Source organism: Allobosea sp. Leaf344, from assembly GCF_001426225.1.
Taxonomy (GTDB): Bacteria; Pseudomonadota; Alphaproteobacteria; order Rhizobiales; family Beijerinckiaceae; genus Allobosea.
Window position 1 is genome coordinate 168,559 of sequence record NZ_LMRT01000001.1, and the last position, 15,834, is coordinate 184,392.

General features: G+C 68.5%; 18 protein-coding genes. 13 read left to right on the forward strand and 5 right to left on the reverse strand.

Features of this window, described 5'->3' with window-relative positions:
* Positions 1–60 precede the first annotated feature (60 nt).
* The 10 genes from ASG72_RS00795 (at position 61) to ASG72_RS00835 (ending at position 10,449) form a co-directional block, all read left to right on the forward strand.
* On the forward strand, positions 61–1,008 hold the full coding sequence (locus ASG72_RS00795) for a heme o synthase (protein ID WP_056707609.1): 948 nt from the start codon (positions 61–63) through the stop codon (positions 1,006–1,008).
* The gene (locus tag ASG72_RS20505; RefSeq protein WP_156395739.1) at positions 1,005–1,181 is read left to right on the forward strand and encodes a hypothetical protein; all 177 of its coding nucleotides are present in this window, start codon (positions 1,005–1,007) and stop codon (positions 1,179–1,181) included. The genes ASG72_RS00795 and ASG72_RS20505 overlap by 4 nt, the downstream gene beginning before the upstream one ends.
* Complete coding sequence (locus tag ASG72_RS00800; RefSeq protein WP_056707611.1) at positions 1,181–1,798, forward strand: cytochrome c oxidase assembly protein; 618 nt, start codon at positions 1,181–1,183, stop codon at positions 1,796–1,798. The genes ASG72_RS20505 and ASG72_RS00800 overlap by 1 nt, the downstream gene beginning before the upstream one ends.
* Positions 1,799–1,846: 48 nt before the next feature.
* Positions 1,847–2,704, forward strand: a complete 858-nt coding sequence (locus tag ASG72_RS00805; RefSeq protein ID WP_056707613.1) for a cytochrome c oxidase subunit 3 — start codon at positions 1,847–1,849, stop codon at positions 2,702–2,704.
* Between the two features lie 64 nt (positions 2,705–2,768).
* Positions 2,769–3,143, forward strand: coding sequence for a DUF983 domain-containing protein (locus ASG72_RS00810; RefSeq protein ID WP_056707617.1), 375 nt, complete (start codon positions 2,769–2,771; stop codon positions 3,141–3,143).
* Complete coding sequence (locus tag ASG72_RS00815; RefSeq protein ID WP_056707620.1) at positions 3,140–3,901, forward strand: SURF1 family cytochrome oxidase biogenesis protein; 762 nt, start codon at positions 3,140–3,142, stop codon at positions 3,899–3,901. The genes ASG72_RS00810 and ASG72_RS00815 overlap by 4 nt, the downstream gene beginning before the upstream one ends.
* Before the next feature lie 164 nt (positions 3,902–4,065).
* Positions 4,066–5,481: a threonine synthase gene (gene thrC, locus ASG72_RS00820; RefSeq protein ID WP_056707623.1), complete on the forward strand. Its 1,416-nt coding sequence runs from the start codon at positions 4,066–4,068 to the stop codon at positions 5,479–5,481.
* An 8-nt stretch (positions 5,482–5,489) separates the two neighbouring features.
* Complete coding sequence (locus ASG72_RS00825; protein WP_156395740.1) at positions 5,490–6,830, forward strand: pitrilysin family protein; 1,341 nt, start codon at positions 5,490–5,492, stop codon at positions 6,828–6,830.
* 5 nt (positions 6,831–6,835) lie between these two features.
* Entirely contained in the window at positions 6,836–7,432 is a 597-nt protein-coding gene (locus ASG72_RS00830) for a GNAT family protein (protein WP_056707627.1), read from the forward strand.
* A gap of 83 nt (positions 7,433–7,515) precedes the next feature.
* On the forward strand, positions 7,516–10,449 hold the full coding sequence (locus ASG72_RS00835; protein WP_082539980.1) for an EAL domain-containing protein: 2,934 nt from the start codon (positions 7,516–7,518) through the stop codon (positions 10,447–10,449).
* A gap of 37 nt (positions 10,450–10,486) precedes the next feature.
* On the opposite strand, the gene ASG72_RS00840 is transcribed toward ASG72_RS00835, so the two are convergent.
* Complete coding sequence (locus tag ASG72_RS00840; RefSeq protein WP_056707630.1) at positions 10,487–11,098, reverse strand: YqgE/AlgH family protein; 612 nt, start codon at positions 11,096–11,098, stop codon at positions 10,487–10,489.
* Between the two features lie 156 nt (positions 11,099–11,254).
* Here ASG72_RS00840 and ASG72_RS00845 point away from each other — a divergent pair, with 156 nt between their 5' ends.
* On the forward strand, positions 11,255–12,115 hold the full coding sequence (locus tag ASG72_RS00845; RefSeq protein ID WP_056707632.1) for a protein-disulfide reductase DsbD domain-containing protein: 861 nt from the start codon (positions 11,255–11,257) through the stop codon (positions 12,113–12,115).
* Positions 12,116–12,160: 45 nt separating this feature from the next.
* Positions 12,161–12,646: a peroxiredoxin gene (locus tag ASG72_RS00850; protein WP_056707635.1), complete on the forward strand. Its 486-nt coding sequence runs from the start codon at positions 12,161–12,163 to the stop codon at positions 12,644–12,646.
* Positions 12,647–12,724: 78 nt separating this feature from the next.
* Here the strand turns inward: ASG72_RS00850 and ASG72_RS00855 are convergent, their stop codons facing one another.
* Positions 12,725–13,171: a GNAT family N-acetyltransferase gene (locus ASG72_RS00855; RefSeq protein ID WP_056707638.1), complete on the reverse strand. Its 447-nt coding sequence runs from the start codon at positions 13,169–13,171 to the stop codon at positions 12,725–12,727.
* Positions 13,172–13,325: 154 nt separating this feature from the next.
* Between ASG72_RS00855 and ASG72_RS00860 the strand changes: the two genes are divergently transcribed.
* Positions 13,326–13,775, forward strand: a complete 450-nt coding sequence (locus ASG72_RS00860) for a GNAT family N-acetyltransferase (RefSeq protein ID WP_056707640.1) — start codon at positions 13,326–13,328, stop codon at positions 13,773–13,775.
* 15 nt (positions 13,776–13,790) lie between these two features.
* On the opposite strand, the gene ASG72_RS00865 is transcribed toward ASG72_RS00860, so the two are convergent.
* The 3 genes from ASG72_RS00865 to ASG72_RS00875 all read right to left on the reverse strand — a co-directional run bounded on the left by ASG72_RS00865 (position 13,791) and on the right by ASG72_RS00875 (position 15,816).
* Entirely contained in the window at positions 13,791–14,177 is a 387-nt protein-coding gene (locus ASG72_RS00865; RefSeq protein ID WP_056707643.1) for a response regulator, read from the reverse strand.
* A gap of 195 nt (positions 14,178–14,372) precedes the next feature.
* On the reverse strand, positions 14,373–14,819 hold the full coding sequence (gene rnhA, locus ASG72_RS00870; protein WP_082539981.1) for a ribonuclease HI: 447 nt from the start codon (positions 14,817–14,819) through the stop codon (positions 14,373–14,375).
* Positions 14,820–14,850: 31 nt separating this feature from the next.
* The gene (locus ASG72_RS00875; protein WP_056707647.1) at positions 14,851–15,816 is read right to left on the reverse strand and encodes a homoserine kinase; all 966 of its coding nucleotides are present in this window, start codon (positions 15,814–15,816) and stop codon (positions 14,851–14,853) included.
* Positions 15,817–15,834: the final 18 nt, after the last annotated feature.

Genomic DNA, 15,834 nt, shown 5'->3' on the forward strand with positions numbered 1-15,834 from the left:
CCGCTTCCTTTCAGCCGCGGCGCTGCGACAGCGTCCAGAGCGAAGAGACCACGTAACCCGATGTCCGCTGCGTTCGAGACCCGATCCGAGACCCTGCCGCTGACCTCCATGGGCGAGGCGCGCGATTTCTTCGCGCTGCTGAAGCCGCGCGTCATGTTCCTCGTCGTGGTGACGGCGCTGGGCGGCATGGCGACGGCGCCGGGCGCGGTGCATCCGGTGATCGGGCTCGCCGCGCTGATCGCGATCGCCGTCGGGGCCGGCGCCTCGGGCTGCCTCAACATGTGGTACGACGCGGATATCGACGCGCTGATGGCGCGCACCGCCAAGCGCCCGATTCCCTCCGGCCGGATCCAGCCCTCCGAGGCGCTCGCCTTCGGGCTGACCCTGTCGATCGGCTCGGTGATCGTGCTCGGCCTCGTCGCCAACCTGCTCGCGGCGGCGATGCTGGCCTTCACCATCTTCTTCTACGCCGTCGTCTACTCGATGTGGCTGAAGCGCTGGACGCCGCAGAACATCGTGATCGGCGGTGCCGCCGGCGCCTTCCCGCCGATGATCGGCGAGGCGGTGGTGACGGGGGATTTCGGCATCCGCTCGCTCGTCCTCTTCGCCATCATCTTCCTGTGGACGCCGCCGCATTTCTGGGCGCTGGCTCTGGTGAAGGCCGGGGATTACGCCCGCGCCGGCATTCCGATGCTGCCCAATGTCGCCGGCCCGGCGGCGACGCGCCGCCAGATCCTGGCCTATTCGCTGGTGATGGCGCCCGTCGCGGTGCTGCCGGCGCTGATGGGCTTCGGCGGCCTCGCCTATCTCGTGGTCTCCGTGGTGACGGGGCTGGCGATGATCGGGCTCGCGGTCAGGGTGCTGCGCACCACCGAGGGCGACGCCGCCTACAAGGCCGCCTATGCGCTGTTCGGCTTCTCGATCCTCTATCTGTTCCTGCTCTTCGCCGTGCTGCTGGCCGAGAACAGCCTGGGGCTGATGTGGGCCCTGCCGAAGGTGCTGGGATGATGAGCGAGGATGGCAAGCCCGCTCTGCCTCCGGCCGCCTTCTCGCCCGAGGACATGGCGAGGCGCCGGCGCCGCAACATCGCGCTGGCCCTGGTGCTCGGCGGGCTCGTGGTGTTCTTCTTCCTGGTCACGCTCGTGAAGACGGGGCCAGCCATCCTGAACAGGCCCCTGTAATGACAGCAGCGATGCCCGACAGCCGCAAGACCGCGACCCGCCGCACGGCGCTGATCTGCTCGGGCGTCGCATTGGGCATGGTCGGGCTCTCCTTCGCCGCGGTGCCGCTCTATGACCTGTTCTGCCGCGTGACCGGCTTCGGCGGCACGCCGATGGTGGGCACCGCCGGCGCCAGCGTCATCCTCGACCGGACGATGTCGGTGCGCTTCGACGCCAATGTCTCGCCCAAGCTCGGCTGGCGCTTCGAGCCCGAGACGCCGGAGGTCAGCCTGCGCGTCGGCGAGACCAGGACGGTGTTCTACAAGATCACCAACCGCTCGGACAAACCGACCACCGGCATCGCCAGCTTCAACGTGACGCCCGAGAAGAGCGCGGCGTTCTTCGTCAAGATCCAGTGCTTCTGCTTCACCGAGCATACGCTCCAGCCGGGCGAGACGCTGGAGGCGCCGGTCGTGTTCTATATCGATCCCGAGATCGCCCAGAACCGCGAGATGAACGGCATCAAGGCGATCACCCTCTCCTACACCTATTTTCCGACCAAGCCGGGGGCCGGCGCGGCGGCAGTGCCCGACCAGGCCGCCGTTTCGCCGGGTGACTCGGCCAAGACGAAGCTGTAAACACGCGCGCATCATCACGGCGCACAAATCGACGCGGAGACTGTCACGATGGCCGGGGCCCATACCAAGAACCACGACTACCATCTCGTCGACCCGAGCCCCTGGCCGCTCGTCGGCGCGATCAGCGCGACGATCATGGCGATCGGCGCGGTGATGTGGATGAAGGCGATGCCGCTGGGCGGCATGAAGGTCGGCCCCCTCGTCTTCGGGATCGGCCTGCTCGGCGTGCTCTACACCATGCTGGCCTGGTGGATGGACGTCATCCGCGAGGCGGAGAAGGAGGGGCACCATACCCGCGTGGTGCAGATCCATCACCGCTACGGCATGATCATGTTCATCGCCTCCGAGGTGATGTTCTTCGTCGCCTGGTTCTGGGCCTATTTCGACGCCAGCCTCTATGCCAACGAGGCGATCAACTTCACCCGCCAGGAGTTCACCGGCGGCGTCTGGCCGCCCAAGGGCATCCAGACCTTCGACCCCTGGCATCTGCCGCTGCTCAACACGCTGATCCTGCTGACCTCGGGCACGACCGTAACCTGGGCCCATCACGCGCTGATCCATGGCGACCGCAACGGGCTGAAGCAGGGCCTGTGGCTGACCGTGATCCTCGGCATCCTGTTCACGGCCTGCCAGGCCTATGAATATTCGCATGCCAGCTTCGCCTTCAGCGGGCACATCTACGGCTCGACCTTCTACATGGCGACCGGGTTCCACGGCTTCCATGTGGTGATCGGCACGATCTTCCTGGCGATCTGCCTGTACCGGGCCTATCTCGGCCATTTCAAGCCGAACCAGCATCTCGGCTTCGAATTCGCGGCCTGGTACTGGCACTTCGTCGACGTGGTGTGGCTGTTCCTGTTCGCGGCGATCTATGTCTGGGGCGCCGGAGCGCCTGCGGCCCACTGACCGGGCCGGCTCGCATCGTCCTGAAAGGCGGCCTCGGCCGCCTTTCGCATTTGAGGAGGCCGCCTTGGCCGCGCCCGACCCCACTCTGCCCTCACCCTACCAGACCGGCCTGACCGGCCGCTGCCCGCGCTGCGGCGAAGGGCGATTATTCCACGGTTTCCTGGCCCTGCGCCCACAGTGTGAGGTGTGCGGGCTCGAGTACGGCTTCGCCGATTCGGCCGACGGGCCGGCGGTCTTCATCATGCTGATCGCCGGCTTCGCCGTGCTCGGCGCGGCGCTCTTCGTCGAGATCACCTATGAGCCGCCGATCTGGCTGCACCTGGTGATGTGGCTGCCGCTGGCGGTGATCGTCTGCGTCGGGCTGCTCAGGCCGATGAAGGGGCTCGCCGTGGCCTTGCAATTCGCCAACAAGGCCGGAGAGGGCCGGAGCCGGCCATGAGCGCGGTCGAGACCGGTGAGCGGCGCCGGACATTGCTGTGGCCGACGCTGCTGACGATCGCCGGCACGATCGTGCTGGTGATGCTCGGCACATGGCAGTTGATGCGGATGAGCGAGAAACGCGCCTTCATCGACCGTCTGGCGGCCCAGGCGTCGGGCCCGCCGGCCGCGATGCCGGCGAGCGCCGGCTGGGCGGGGCTGGATCCGGCGCGGCTCGATCTGACGAGGGTGACCGCCAGCGGCAGCTTCGTCGAGGGCCCCTTCGCCAGCGTGCGCACCACCATCGCCTCGGGCGGGCCCGGCACACGGCAGCTCTCCGGCTTCGGGCGCTGGATCTTCCAGGGCTTCCGCCTGCAGGACGGCGCGGTCATCCTGGTCAATCGCGGCTTCGTGCCGGAAGGCCGGCTCGCGCAGATCACCCCCGCCAGCGGCCCGGCGACGATCATCGGCTATCTCCGCGCGCCGGAAACCCGCGGCTCCTTCACGCCGGACGATCTGCCGGCCCAGCGGGAATTCTACACGCGCGACCCCGCCGCGATCGCCGCCGCGCTGAACCTGCCGCCCGCGCCCTTCTATCTCGAGGCCGAGCGCCAGGGCGACGGGCTGACGCCGCCGGCAGGCGTCGATGCCAAAGAGCTGATCGCGCGCATCCCCGACAACCACCTGCAATATGCGCTGACCTGGTACGGTCTGGCGCTGACGCTGCTCGGCGTCTTCGCCGCTTTCGCCTGGCAGGGGCGCCGCCGCGCCGCCGGCTGACGCGGGGCTTTCCGCGGCAGGCTGCCAAAGGGTCTCGGATCGCGCGGGTCGGGACGGCACGAGGCGGCGCGGTGCCCCGCGAAAGCGCCCTTTGCCCTGCGCGCCCCGGCGGCCTATAGCTTCAGCCCGGACCACACCGCGCTCACCACACGAGATCAAGACCCGTGCTGCATGTCTCCACCCGCGGGGAAGCGCCCGCGCTTTCCTTTTCCGATGCGCTGCTCGCCGGGCTCGCCCGCGACGGTGGGCTCTACGTGCCGCAAACCCTGCCGCGGCTGCCGACGGCCGAGATCGCGGCGCTGGCCGGCCTGCCCTATGCGGAGGTCGCGCGGCGCGTCATCGGACCGCTGGCCGATGGCGACGTCGCGCCCGAGGCGCTGGCCGAGATGATCGACCAGGCCTATGCCACATTCCGCCATCCGGCCGTGTGCCCGCTGACGCAGCTCGGCGACAATCTCTTCGTGCTGGAGCTGTTCCACGGGCCGACGCTCGCCTTCAAGGATGTGGCGATGCAGCTGCTCGGGCGGCTGATGAACCATGTGCTGCGCCTGCGCGGCGAGCGGGCGACGATCGTCGGCGCCACCTCGGGCGATACGGGCGGGGCGGCCATCGACGCCTTCAAGGGGCTCGACCGCGTCGACATGTTCATCCTCTACCCGCAGGGCCGGGTCTCGGACGTGCAGCGTCGGCAGATGACCACGGTCGGCGCCGACAATGTCCACCCGATCGCGGTGGAAGGCACTTTCGACGATTGCCAGAATCTGGTGAAGGCGATGTTCAATCATCTTGCCTTCCGCGACGAACTCGGCCTGTCCGGGGTGAACTCGATCAACTGGGCCCGGATCGCGGCGCAGGTGGTGTATTATTTCAGCTCGGCGGTCTCGCTCGGCGCGCCCGGCCGCAAGGTCTCCTTCGCCGTGCCGACGGGTAATTTCGGCGATGTCCTGGCCGGCCATGTCGCCAAGCGGATGGGCCTGCCGATCGAGCGGCTGATGATCGGCACCAACAGCAACGACATTCTGGTGCGCACCTTGCAGAGCGGCGCCTATGAGATGCAGGGCGTCAGCGCCACCAGCTCGCCCTCGATGGACATCCAGATCTCCTCGAATTTCGAGCGCCTGCTGTTCGAGGTGCATGATCGCGACGGTGCCGCCGTGCGCCGGCTGATGCAGTCGCTCAGTCAGTCCGGCCGGTTCGAGATCGCCGAAGCGCCGCTGGCGCGCATCCGCAGCGAGTTCGATGCCGCCGCCATCGACGAGGCGGCGGTGGCCGCCGAGATCGGGCGGAGCTGGCGCGAAGCCGGCTATCTGCTCGATCCGCATACCGCGATCGGTGTCGCCGCGGCGCGGCAGGGGCTGCAGCGGGACAGAGCGACGCCGATGATCGTGCTCGGCACCGCCCATCCCGCCAAATTCCCGGCGGCGGTGAAGGCGGCGAGCGGGGTCGAGCCGGCCCTGCCCCCGCATCTCGCCGATCTGATGGAGCGGCCGGAGCATTTCACCCTGCTGGCCAATGATCAGGGCCGGATCGAGGATTTCATCCGCCGCAACGCCCGCGCCGTGAGAGGCGCCGCCGCATGAGCACCGGGATGACCGCTACCGGCCCGCATGAGACGGCCGAAATCGCCGCGCCCGCCGGCGCCGGCGGCCGGCACGACCCCGAGGTCGATCTGACGACCCTGCCCTCCGGGCTGCGGGTGGTGTCGCAGCGCATGCCGCATGCGGCCACCGTCTCGCTCGGCATCTGGATCGGCGCCGGGGCGCGCGACGAGCTGCCCCATGAGCACGGCCTCGCCCATCTGCTCGAGCACATGGCCTTCAAGGGGACCGCCCGGCGCAATGCGCTGGACATCGCCGAGGAGATCGAGAGCGTCGGCGGCGATCTCAACGCCGCGACCAGCGTCGAATACACCTGCTACACCGCGCGGGTCCTCGGTTCGGACCTGCCGCTGGCGGTCGACATCCTCTCCGACATCCTGACCGCGCCGGCGCTGACGCCGGAGGAGCTGAAGCGCGAGAAGGGCGTGATCCTGCAGGAGATCAGCGCTGTCCAGGATACGCCGGACGATCTCGTCTATGACCGTTTCCTGGAAGCGGCCTTTCCGGAGCAGCCGCTCGGCCGCCCGATCCTCGGCACGGCCAAGACGGTGCAGAGCTTCACGCCGGAGGCGGTCCGGGCCTATCTCGCCCGCAATTATCACGCCGGCAACATGGTCCTGGCCGCCTCCGGCGCGGTCGACCATGCCGAGCTGGTGGCGCTGGCGCAGACGCATCTTTCGGCGCTGCCGGCCAGCCCGGCCGTGGCGCATGAGCGGCAGGGCGGCGCCTATCGCGGCGGCGAGGCGCGCATCAAGAGCGACGAGGAGCAGGTGCATCTCGTGCTCGGCTTCCCCGGCAAGCCGTTCAGCTCCGGCGCGCATTACCCGCTGCAGATTTTCGCCTCCGTGCTCGGCGGCGGGCTGTCCTCGCGGCTGTTCCAGGAAGTGCGCGAGAAGCGCGGGCTGGCCTATGCGGTCGATGCCTTCCATTGGCCGTTCTCGGATTGCGGCGTGTTCGGCATCAGCGCCGGCACCGCGCCGGACGATGTCGCCGAGCTGGTCGAGGTCGCCCTCGGCTGCCTGCGCGATGCGGCCGAGACGGTGACGGAGGCCGAGGTCGCGCGCGCAAGGGCGCAGATGAAGGTCGGGCTGCTCGCCTCGCTCGAAAGCCCGGGCGGCAAGCTCGAGCAGATGGCGCGGCAGGTGCTGATCTTCGGCCGGGCGATCCCGCGCGAGGAGCTGGCGGCGCGGCTCGATGCGGTGACGCTGGAGGCGGTGCGCGACGCCGGGCGCTCGCTGCTCGGCCACCAGCCGACGATCGCGGCGGTGGGGCCGCTGCACGGGCTGCCGCCGGCCACGGCCCTGCGGCACGGCGCCAGGGCCGGAGCCTGAGCCGGATGGCCCTGTTCCGCTTCGCCAGCGACCCGCCCAAGCGCCCTTTGGTGCAGACGCAGAACCTCTCTCTGCGCCCGCCCGTGGCCGAGGATTACGCAGCCTGGTCGCTGCTGCGGATCGAGAGCCGCGCCTTCCTCACCCCCTGGGAGCCGGTCTGGCACGAGGACGACCTGACGCGGAACAGTTTCCGGCTGCGGGTGAAGCGGGCGGCGCGGGAAATGGCCGCCGACGAGGCCTATTCGCTGTTCGTCACCGAGACCGCGACCGGCCAGCTGCTCGGCGGGCTGACGCTCGGGCTGGTGCGGCGCGGCGTGGCGCAGGCCTGCACGCTCGGCTACTGGATGGGGCAGCGCCATGCGGGCAAGGGCCATATGACGGAGGCGGTGCGCGGCGCGCTGCAATTCGCCTTCGCGGATCTGGCGCTGCACCGGGTGGAGGCCGCCTGCCTGCCCAACAACCTGCCTTCCCGCCGCCTGCTGGAGCGGGTCGGCTTCCGCCAGGAGGGGCTGGCGCGGGCCTATCTGCGCATCAACGGTGCCTGGGAGGACCATCTCCTCTTCGCCGCCCTGGCGAGCGACAGGCTGCCCGGCGCCGGCTGAGCCGGGGCGACGCTGTCCGCAGCTGTCTTGCCTCACCGCCTTGCCCTCGCCATGAGCCGCCGATACGACTGACGCCACCGTTGATGACCGTCTTCCTTCCCAGCCCCGAGTCGCGTTTGTCTCTCACCGACCGCCTTTTCCGGCTTGGCCTCGCGCTGCTCGGGCTGGCCCTGTGGCTCGCCCTGGCGGGATCGGCCGGCGCGGTCGAGGCGGTGCGCGTGCCGGTCGATGCGCCGGTGCTCGATCTCACCAATGTCGTGGAGCGGAACCGCTCGGATGGCGACGTCATCCAGATCTCCACCGCCCCGGGGCCGGACGGGATCGTGCGGCGCATCGCGGTGCGGGCGCGGGAATCCGGCGCCCGGCCGGACTGGATCGTCTTCGCGCTGACCAATGATTCCGACGAGCAGATCGACCGGCTGCTGGTCGCGCCCTTTCACAGGCTGATCGGCTCCGGGGTGATCTGGCCCGATCTCGGCGATACCCGCATCGAGGCGGTGACCGCGAGCCAGGGGCTGAGCCCCGACCGGGAGCCGAGCCCGGATGCCGACGTCTTCCTGATCACGCTCGACCCCGGCACCACCGTCACCTTCGTCGCCGAGCTGAAATCGCCGAATCTGCCGCAGCTCTATCTCTACGAGCAGGAGGCGTATCGCCAGAAGACCAACGGGCTGACGCTGTACAAGGGCATCATCATCGGCATCGCCGGGCTTCTGGCGCTGTTCCTGACGATCATCTTCGTGGTCAAGGGCGCGGTGATCTTCCCCGCCGCGGCGGCGCTGGCCTGGGCCGTGCTCGCCTATGCCGGGCTCGATTTCGGCTTCTTCCAGCGCATCTTTCCGCTGACCCCGTCGATCGAGCGCATCTATCGCGCCGGTGCCGAGGTCGTGCTGGCGGCGACGCTGCTCGTCTTCCTCTTCGCCTATCTCAACCTCTCGCGCTGGCATGTGCGCTACAGCCATGTCACCGCGATCTGGATGCTGGGCCTGGCCGGGCTGGTGGCGCTCGCGGTGTTCGACGCGCCGATGGCTTCGGGCATCGCGCGGATCTCGATCGCGGCGGTGGCGGCGATCGGCTTCGTGCTGATCCTGCACCTCGCCACGCATGGCTATGAGCGGGCGGTGATGCTGATCCCGACCTGGTTCCTGCTCGCGGTCTGGGTCACGGCCGCGGGCTTCACCGTCACCGGCCAGTTCCAGCGCGACCTGGTCGCTCCGGCGCTGCTCGGCGGGCTGGTGCTGATCGTGCTGCTCATCGGCTTCACGGTGATCCAGCATGCTTTCGCCGGCGGGGCGCTGTCGCAGGGGCTGGTCTCGGAAACCGAGCGGCGGGCGCTGGCGCTGTCGGGCTCGGGCGATCTGGTGTTCGACTGGGACGTCGCCGCCGACAAGATCTTCGTCTCGCCTCAGGTCGAGCTGCTGCTCGGCCTGCCGCGCGGCGCGCTCGAAGGTTCGGCGGCGCGCTGGCTCGAGTTCATGCATGTCGGCGATCGCGACCGCTATCGCGTGACGCTGGACGCTGTGCTCGAACAGCGCCGCGGCAAGCTCAACCTCGATTTCCGGCTGCGCGCCTCAAGCGGCGCCTATCACTGGTTCAACATCAAGGCGCGGCCGGTGATCGGCTCGGACGGGGAAGTCATCCGCGTCATCGGCACCTTGTCCGACGTCACCGAGCAGCGCACGGCGCAGGAGCGCATGCTGCACGATGCGGTCCACGACAATCTGACCGGGCTGCCCAACCGCAAGCTGTTCCAGGACCGGCTGGCGGCGGTGTTCGGCTTCTGCCGTGCCGATGATTCGATGCGCCCGACGGTGATCGTCATCGACATCGACCGCTTCAAGCAGGTCAATGAATCCGTCGGTTTCTCCGCCGGCGACTCGATTTTGCTGACGCTGGCGCGCCGGCTCGGCCGGCTGCTGCGGGCGCAGGACACGCTGGCCCGCATCGGCGGCGACACCTTCGCCATGATCCTGGTCTCGGAGCGCGACCCGGAGCGGATCCTGGCGCTGGCCGAGCTCGTCCGCCGGGCGGTCTCGACCCCGGTGACGCTGGCCGAGCGCGAGATCTTCCTGACCCCCTCGATCGGGCTCGCTCTGTTCGACCCGGCGCCGGCGGCCCGCCAGGACGATGCGCTGAAGAATGCCGAGCTCGCCATGGCGCATGCCAAGCGCCAGGGCGGCAACAAGATCGAGGTGTTCGTGGCGGCCATGCGCACCGACCGCAACGACAGGCTGGCTCTGGAGAGCGATCTGCGCCGGGCGATCGAGCGCGGCGAGATCCAGGTGGTCTACCAGCCCATCGTCCGGCTGGGCGACCGCACCATCGCCGGCTTCGAGGCGCTGGTACGCTGGGACCACCCGCGCGAGGGCCGGCTGATGCCCCAGGATTTCCTGGCCATCGCCGAGGAGACCGGGCTGATCGTCGATCTCGGCGTCTATGTCATGGACCGCACGGCCCGCGAACTCGAAGCCTGGCAGGCGGCGCTGGAGGTCGACCCGCCGATCTTCGCCAGCGTCAACGTCTCCAGCCGGCAATTGCTGCGGCATGATTTGCTGCACGATGTGAAGACCGTGCTCGGCCGGCGCAGGGTCCTGCCCGGCACGCTGAAGCTCGAGATCACCGAGAGCCTGGTGATGGAGAACCCGGAATATGCCGCGCAGATGCTGCACCGCATCCGCGATCTCGGCGCCGGGCTGTCGCTCGACGATTTCGGCACCGGCTATTCCTCGCTGTCCTATCTGCAGCGCTTCCCCTTCGACACGATCAAGGTCGACCAGAGCTTCGTCAGGCAGATGGGCAATGGCAAGCCGCCGGTGATCCTGCGCTCGATCGTCCAGCTCGCCGCGGATCTGCGCATGGATGTCGTGGCCGAGGGGGCGGAAAGCGAGTCGGACGCCATCGAGCTCTACCAGCTCGGCTGCCAATATGCGCAGGGCTATGTCTTCGGCCAGCCGATGACGGCGGCGGAAGCGCGGCGGCTGGTCGGCGCGGCAGCGGCCTCGAGCGAAGCGGCCTAGTTCGGGAACAGCGGGCGCGGGAGCCGCGATCTCCGGCTCAGGCGTGGCCGGCCTCGCGGGAGAGATAGGCCTGGTCGATGCCGATCTTGCCGAGCGCCCGCTGATATTTGGTGTCGACACCATCGTCGAACAGCAATTCGGAATCGGCGGCGCAATGCAGCCAGCCATTGGCCTGGATCTCGGATTCGAGCTGGCCGGCGGCCCAGCCGGCATAGCCCAGCGCCAGGATCGCGTTTTCGGGGCCGCTGCCGATGGCGATGGCCCGCAGGATGTCGAGCGTCGCGGTCAGGCAGATGCCGTCGTCGATCGGCAGCGTCGCCGATTCCAGGAAGAAATCCGAGGAATGCAGCACGAAGCCGCGCTTGGTCTCGACCGGGCCACCGCGCAGCACCTGCATGCGCTCGGCCTGGCTCGGCAGCCGGATCAGCTCGTCGGAGGGGATCACGTCGAGCTGAACCAGCAGATCGGGGAAGCGTGTATCGGCCGCGGGCTTGTTGACGATGATGCCCATGGCACCATCCTCGGAATGGGCGCAGACATAGATCACGCTGCGGCTGAAGCGGCTGTCACTCATGTTCGGCATCGCGATCAGGCACTGCCCGTCGAGATAGCTGCGGCCGCTGATGCGAGGGGATGCGCCGATCTTCATGCAGCCATGGTAATTCACTTTCCCCCGGGCTGTGAACTGGGCCCGCGCAAGAATTCGAAGCCGGCGGCTTCGGCGACAGGCGTTCCGGGCGCGGCTCACGCAATCGTTGACGCTCTCCTCCATGCTCAGGTCGCAATTGGCCGCGACGAGGCTTAAATGATCAATGTGAGCAAGACCCTGGCCCTGTTGGCGACCCTTCTGGTCCTGGCGAGCGCCCCCGTGCGGGCGCAGCAGGCGGCCGTGTCGCCATGGTCGAAGAGCGACCACGCCTCGCTGCGGCTGATCGCCGGGGCGACCTCGCCATCGGGAAAGCAGCGCATCGGCGTCGAGATCGTGATGGCGCAGGGCTACAAGACCTATTGGCGCAGCGCCGGCGATTACGGCGCGCCCCCGCGCTTCGACTGGAGCGGCTCGGTCAATGTCGGCGGGCTCGACGTGCGCTGGCCGGCGCCCGAGCGCTTCGCCGACGGCTTCGGCCATTCGATCGGCTATGTCGGCGAGGTGGTGATCCCGGTCTCGGTGCAGCCGGCCGATCCGACCAAGCCGGTGCTGGTGGTGCTCGCGCTCGACTACGCCATCTGCGACAAGATCTGCATCCCGGTGAAGGGCGAGGCGCGGCTCTGGCTGGAGCCGGGCGTCACGGCGGTGACCTCGCCACGGCTGGAAATGTTCGAGGCCAGGGTGCCGGTTCCGGTGAAGCCGGGCGCGCAGCGCGACGGGCTCGGCGTCAACGACGCCAGGATCGACATGGCCGCCCCCGAGCCGGGCCTGCGCTTCTCGTTGCATGCGCCGCCGAACGGAAGGATCGACGACATCTTCGTCGAGGGGCCGGGACAATGGTCCTTCGCCAAGCCGGTGCTGACCCCGCAGCCGGACGGGACGGTGCTGGCGCAGCTGCGGATCAAGGAGCGGCCCAAGGGCGCGGCCGGCCCGCTGCCTTTCGTCGTCACGCTGAGCGGGGCGCCGCAGCCGGTGGAGGCGCGGCTGGAACTCGACATCCCGGCCGGCAAGCCCTAATCCCGTGCTACGGCGATCGCCGCAGATTTCACGGAGACAGGTGCGATGACCATCAAGGTGGGTGACAAGCTTCCGCAGGCGACGTTCCGGGTGATGACCGCCGACGGTCCCGCCGCGAAGACGACGGACGACCTCTTCAAGGGCAAGAAAGTGGTGCTTTTCGCCGTTCCCGGCGCCTTCACCCCGACCTGCCACAAGAACCACCTGCCCGGCTTCCTGGCCAAGGCCGCCGAGATCAAGGGCAAGGGCGTCGACGCGATCATGGTCACCAGCACCAACGACGTCTTCGTGATGGATGCCTGGGCCAAGTCGACGGGCGCCGCCGGCGCGATCGAGTTCCTCTCGGACGGCAATGCCGATTTCGCCAAGGAGATCGGCCTCTCGCTCGATGGGTCGGGCTTCGGTCTGGGCACCCGCTCGCAGCGCTATTCGATGATCGTCAATGACGGCGTCGTCAGCGCGCTCAATGTCGAGGACGCGCCCGGCAAGGCCGATGTCTCCGGCGCCGAGGCGCTGCTCGCCCAGCTCTGACGCCGGAGCGGCGGTCGCTCCCCCCTGGCTGATGGCCGCGGCCATCCTGCCCGCGTGGCGGTCTTGCCCCCGTGGCGATCAGACCGACCGCCAACAATATCGCCTATCCGGCTCGCGCTCCTCATTGCGCGAGCCGTCGCTCGATTCCACCGCGACGAAGCCGTGTCGCTCATAGAAGCGCTGCGCTCCGGCATTGCGCTGGAAAGTCCAGAGCTGCAAGGCGGGATAGACGGCTTTCGCCTGGGCGATCAGGGCACTGCCGATGCCGCGGCCCTGCGCGCCGGGCCGCACGTAGAGCTGGTCGATCCAGCCGTCGCGGCAGGCGATGAACCCCTGCAGCGACCCGGCGTCGAGGACGCCCCAGACCCGGCATTGCGCGAACACGAGGGTCTCGAAGAAGAACCGGTCCTGCTCAGGCGTATAACGCCCGGCGAGCCATGGCAGGGCCGCGTCATAGCTCGCCCTGTGCAGCGTCGCGACGGCCTCGGCGTCGCTTAGATCGAGGGTTCTGACGCGGTGCTCCATGCGGCCGGGTAGCATCCCCGGCCGGCACCGGCAACGCGACCGCTGCGGGGTGGCGGAGGGCGTGAAAGCGGCTGTTATCGAACCGATATCGCATTGTCATGAGACAAGCCGGTGCGGGCGGGACTAGATTCGTCGCGTTCCCGGGAGCCCCGCCATGTCCGACATCACGATCCGCCCGCTCGTCTCCGCCGATCGCGCCGCCTGGACGCCGCTCTGGCGCGATTATCTCGCCTTCTACAAGACGACGCTGCCGGATGCGATCTACGACCATAGCTTCGCGCGGCTGACCGGCAGCGACCCCTCCATGGGCGGCTTCATCGCGGAACGGGACGGGCAGGCGATCGGCATCGTGCATTGGGTGCTGCACCGCACCTTCTGGAGCGAGAAGGACATGTGCTATCTGCAGGACCTGTTCACGGCCGAGACGGCGCGCGGCAGCGGCGCCGGGCGCAAGCTCATCGGCGCCGTGAAGCGGAAGGCGGCGGAACTCGGCTGCCTGCGGGTCTATTGGCAGACCCATCAGAGCAATACCAGGGCGCAGGCGCTGTACGACACGCTGGCGGAGCGCAGCGGCTTCATCGTCTACCGGCAGGCGCTGGATTGACGGGGGCGCGGCCGCTCAGGCCTTACCGGGCTCCGGGAGGATCTCGGAGGCGGCCTGACGCAGCGCGGCCGACATGCTGCGCGTCGAGTAGGGCTTGCCCAGGAAGGTCGTCGCCGCAGGCAGATCGGACGTGGCGGGCAGGACCCGGCCCGAGGTCACGATGATGACCACCGGCGGCCAGCGCCGGCGCACGGCCGCCGCGAGCTTGAGCCCGTCCATCGAGCCCGGCATGTCGATGTCGGTCACCAGGATCCGGATATCGTCCTGCGCCTCGAGCAACAGAATGGCCTCATCGGCATTGGCGGCTTCGAGCGCGACGAAGCCGGCTTCGGCGGCGGTTTCGGCCAGATCCATCCGGATGAGGGGCTCGTCATCCACGATCAGCACGATGATTTTTGGCATGACCAGAACTTTCGTTGAGATGGACCAACGGCACCATCCCGACAAAGTTCACGCAAATTCTTTATAAATACGATAGATTTTGGAGATGAGGACTGTCCTGCCATCACCACCATTGATAACGTTGTCGAATTAGACTTTCGCCCGAGCAGGTTTCGCCACAGCCCGCCCTGATCCCGCAGCGCGCTGGCGAGCGGTTCAGCGGCCTGGCTTGAACGGCGCCATCCCGGCCCGGGCGAGAGCGTCGGCGCGCTCGTTCATCGTGTCGCCGGCATGGCCCTTGACCCATTTCCACTCGATCTTATGGCGGCCGAGCGCGGCATCGAGCCGTTTCCACAGCTCCTCGTTCTTCACCGGCTTCTTGTCGGCGGTGCGCCAGCCATTGCGCTTCCAGCCATGGATCCAGGCGGTGATGCCCTGGCGCAGATATTGGCTGTCGGTGTGCAGCGCGACGGTGCAGGGCCGGGTCAGGGTTTCCAGCGCGGAGATGGCGGCCATCAGCTCCATGCGATTATTGGTGGTGTTGGCCTCGCCGCCCGATAATTCCCGCTCCTTGCCCTTATAGGACAGGATCGCGCCCCAGCCGCCGGGACCGGGATTGCCGGAGCAGGCGCCGTCCGTCCAGACCTCGACGGCGTCGCTCATCGCGCGGATCCCCGCTGGCGGAGGGCCTCGCTCACCGCTTCAGCCCGTAATCGCGGGCATCCGCCACGCGCTGGTGGAAGACGAGCTTGCGGTCGTATTCCAGCGGGTCGAGCGGCTTGACCAGCGCGCCTTCCGGCACGTCGAGCAGGTCGACCATGCGCGTCAGCAGGAAGCGCAGGGCCGAACCGCGGCAGAGCGCCGGCAGCGCCGCGACCTCCGCCGGCTCCAGCGGGCGCACGCTCTCATAGCCGGCGAGCAGGGCCTGGCCCTTGGTCAGGTTAAACGAGGAATCGGCCTCGAAGCACCAGGAGTTCAGGCAGATCGCGAGATCATAGGCGAAGGCGTCGGTGCAGGCGAAATAGAAGTCGATCAGGCCGGACAGCCGATCCTTGATGAAGAAGACGTTGTTCGGGAACAGATCCGCATGGATGATGCCGCGCGGCAGATCCTGCGGCCAGGCCCGCTCATGCTCCGCGATCTCGGCCATCACCCGCGCCGTCAGCCCGGGCGAGATCGTATCCGCCCGCCCCCTCGCCTGCTCGGCCAGCGGGCGCCAATCCGCGACCGAGAGGTTGTTGGCGCGCTGCATCGGGAAATCAGCCCCGGCCTGGTGCAGCAAAGCGAGGCCGCGGCCCACCTCGCCGCAATGGACGGCGCCGGGGCGGCGGATCGACAGCCCGTCGAGAAAGGTCACGATCGCCGCGGGGCGCCCGGCGAGCCGGCTGACGGTGACGCCGTCGCGCATCCGCACCGGCTGCGGGCAGGTCAGCCCCCGCGTCGCCAGATGCTCCATCAGGGCGATGAAGAAGGGCAGGTCCTGCTCTTCCGTGCGCTCCTCGTAGAGCGTCAGGATGTAGAAGGCGGTGGTGGTATGCAGCAGGAAGTTCGAGTTCGAGACGCCCTCGGCGATGCCCTTCACCGCCAGCAGCTCGCCAATGTCGTAGCGCGCCACGAAGGCGGCCAGCTCGTCGTCGGGAACTTCGGTGTAGACGGCCAAGATCGTGCCTTCCCGCGG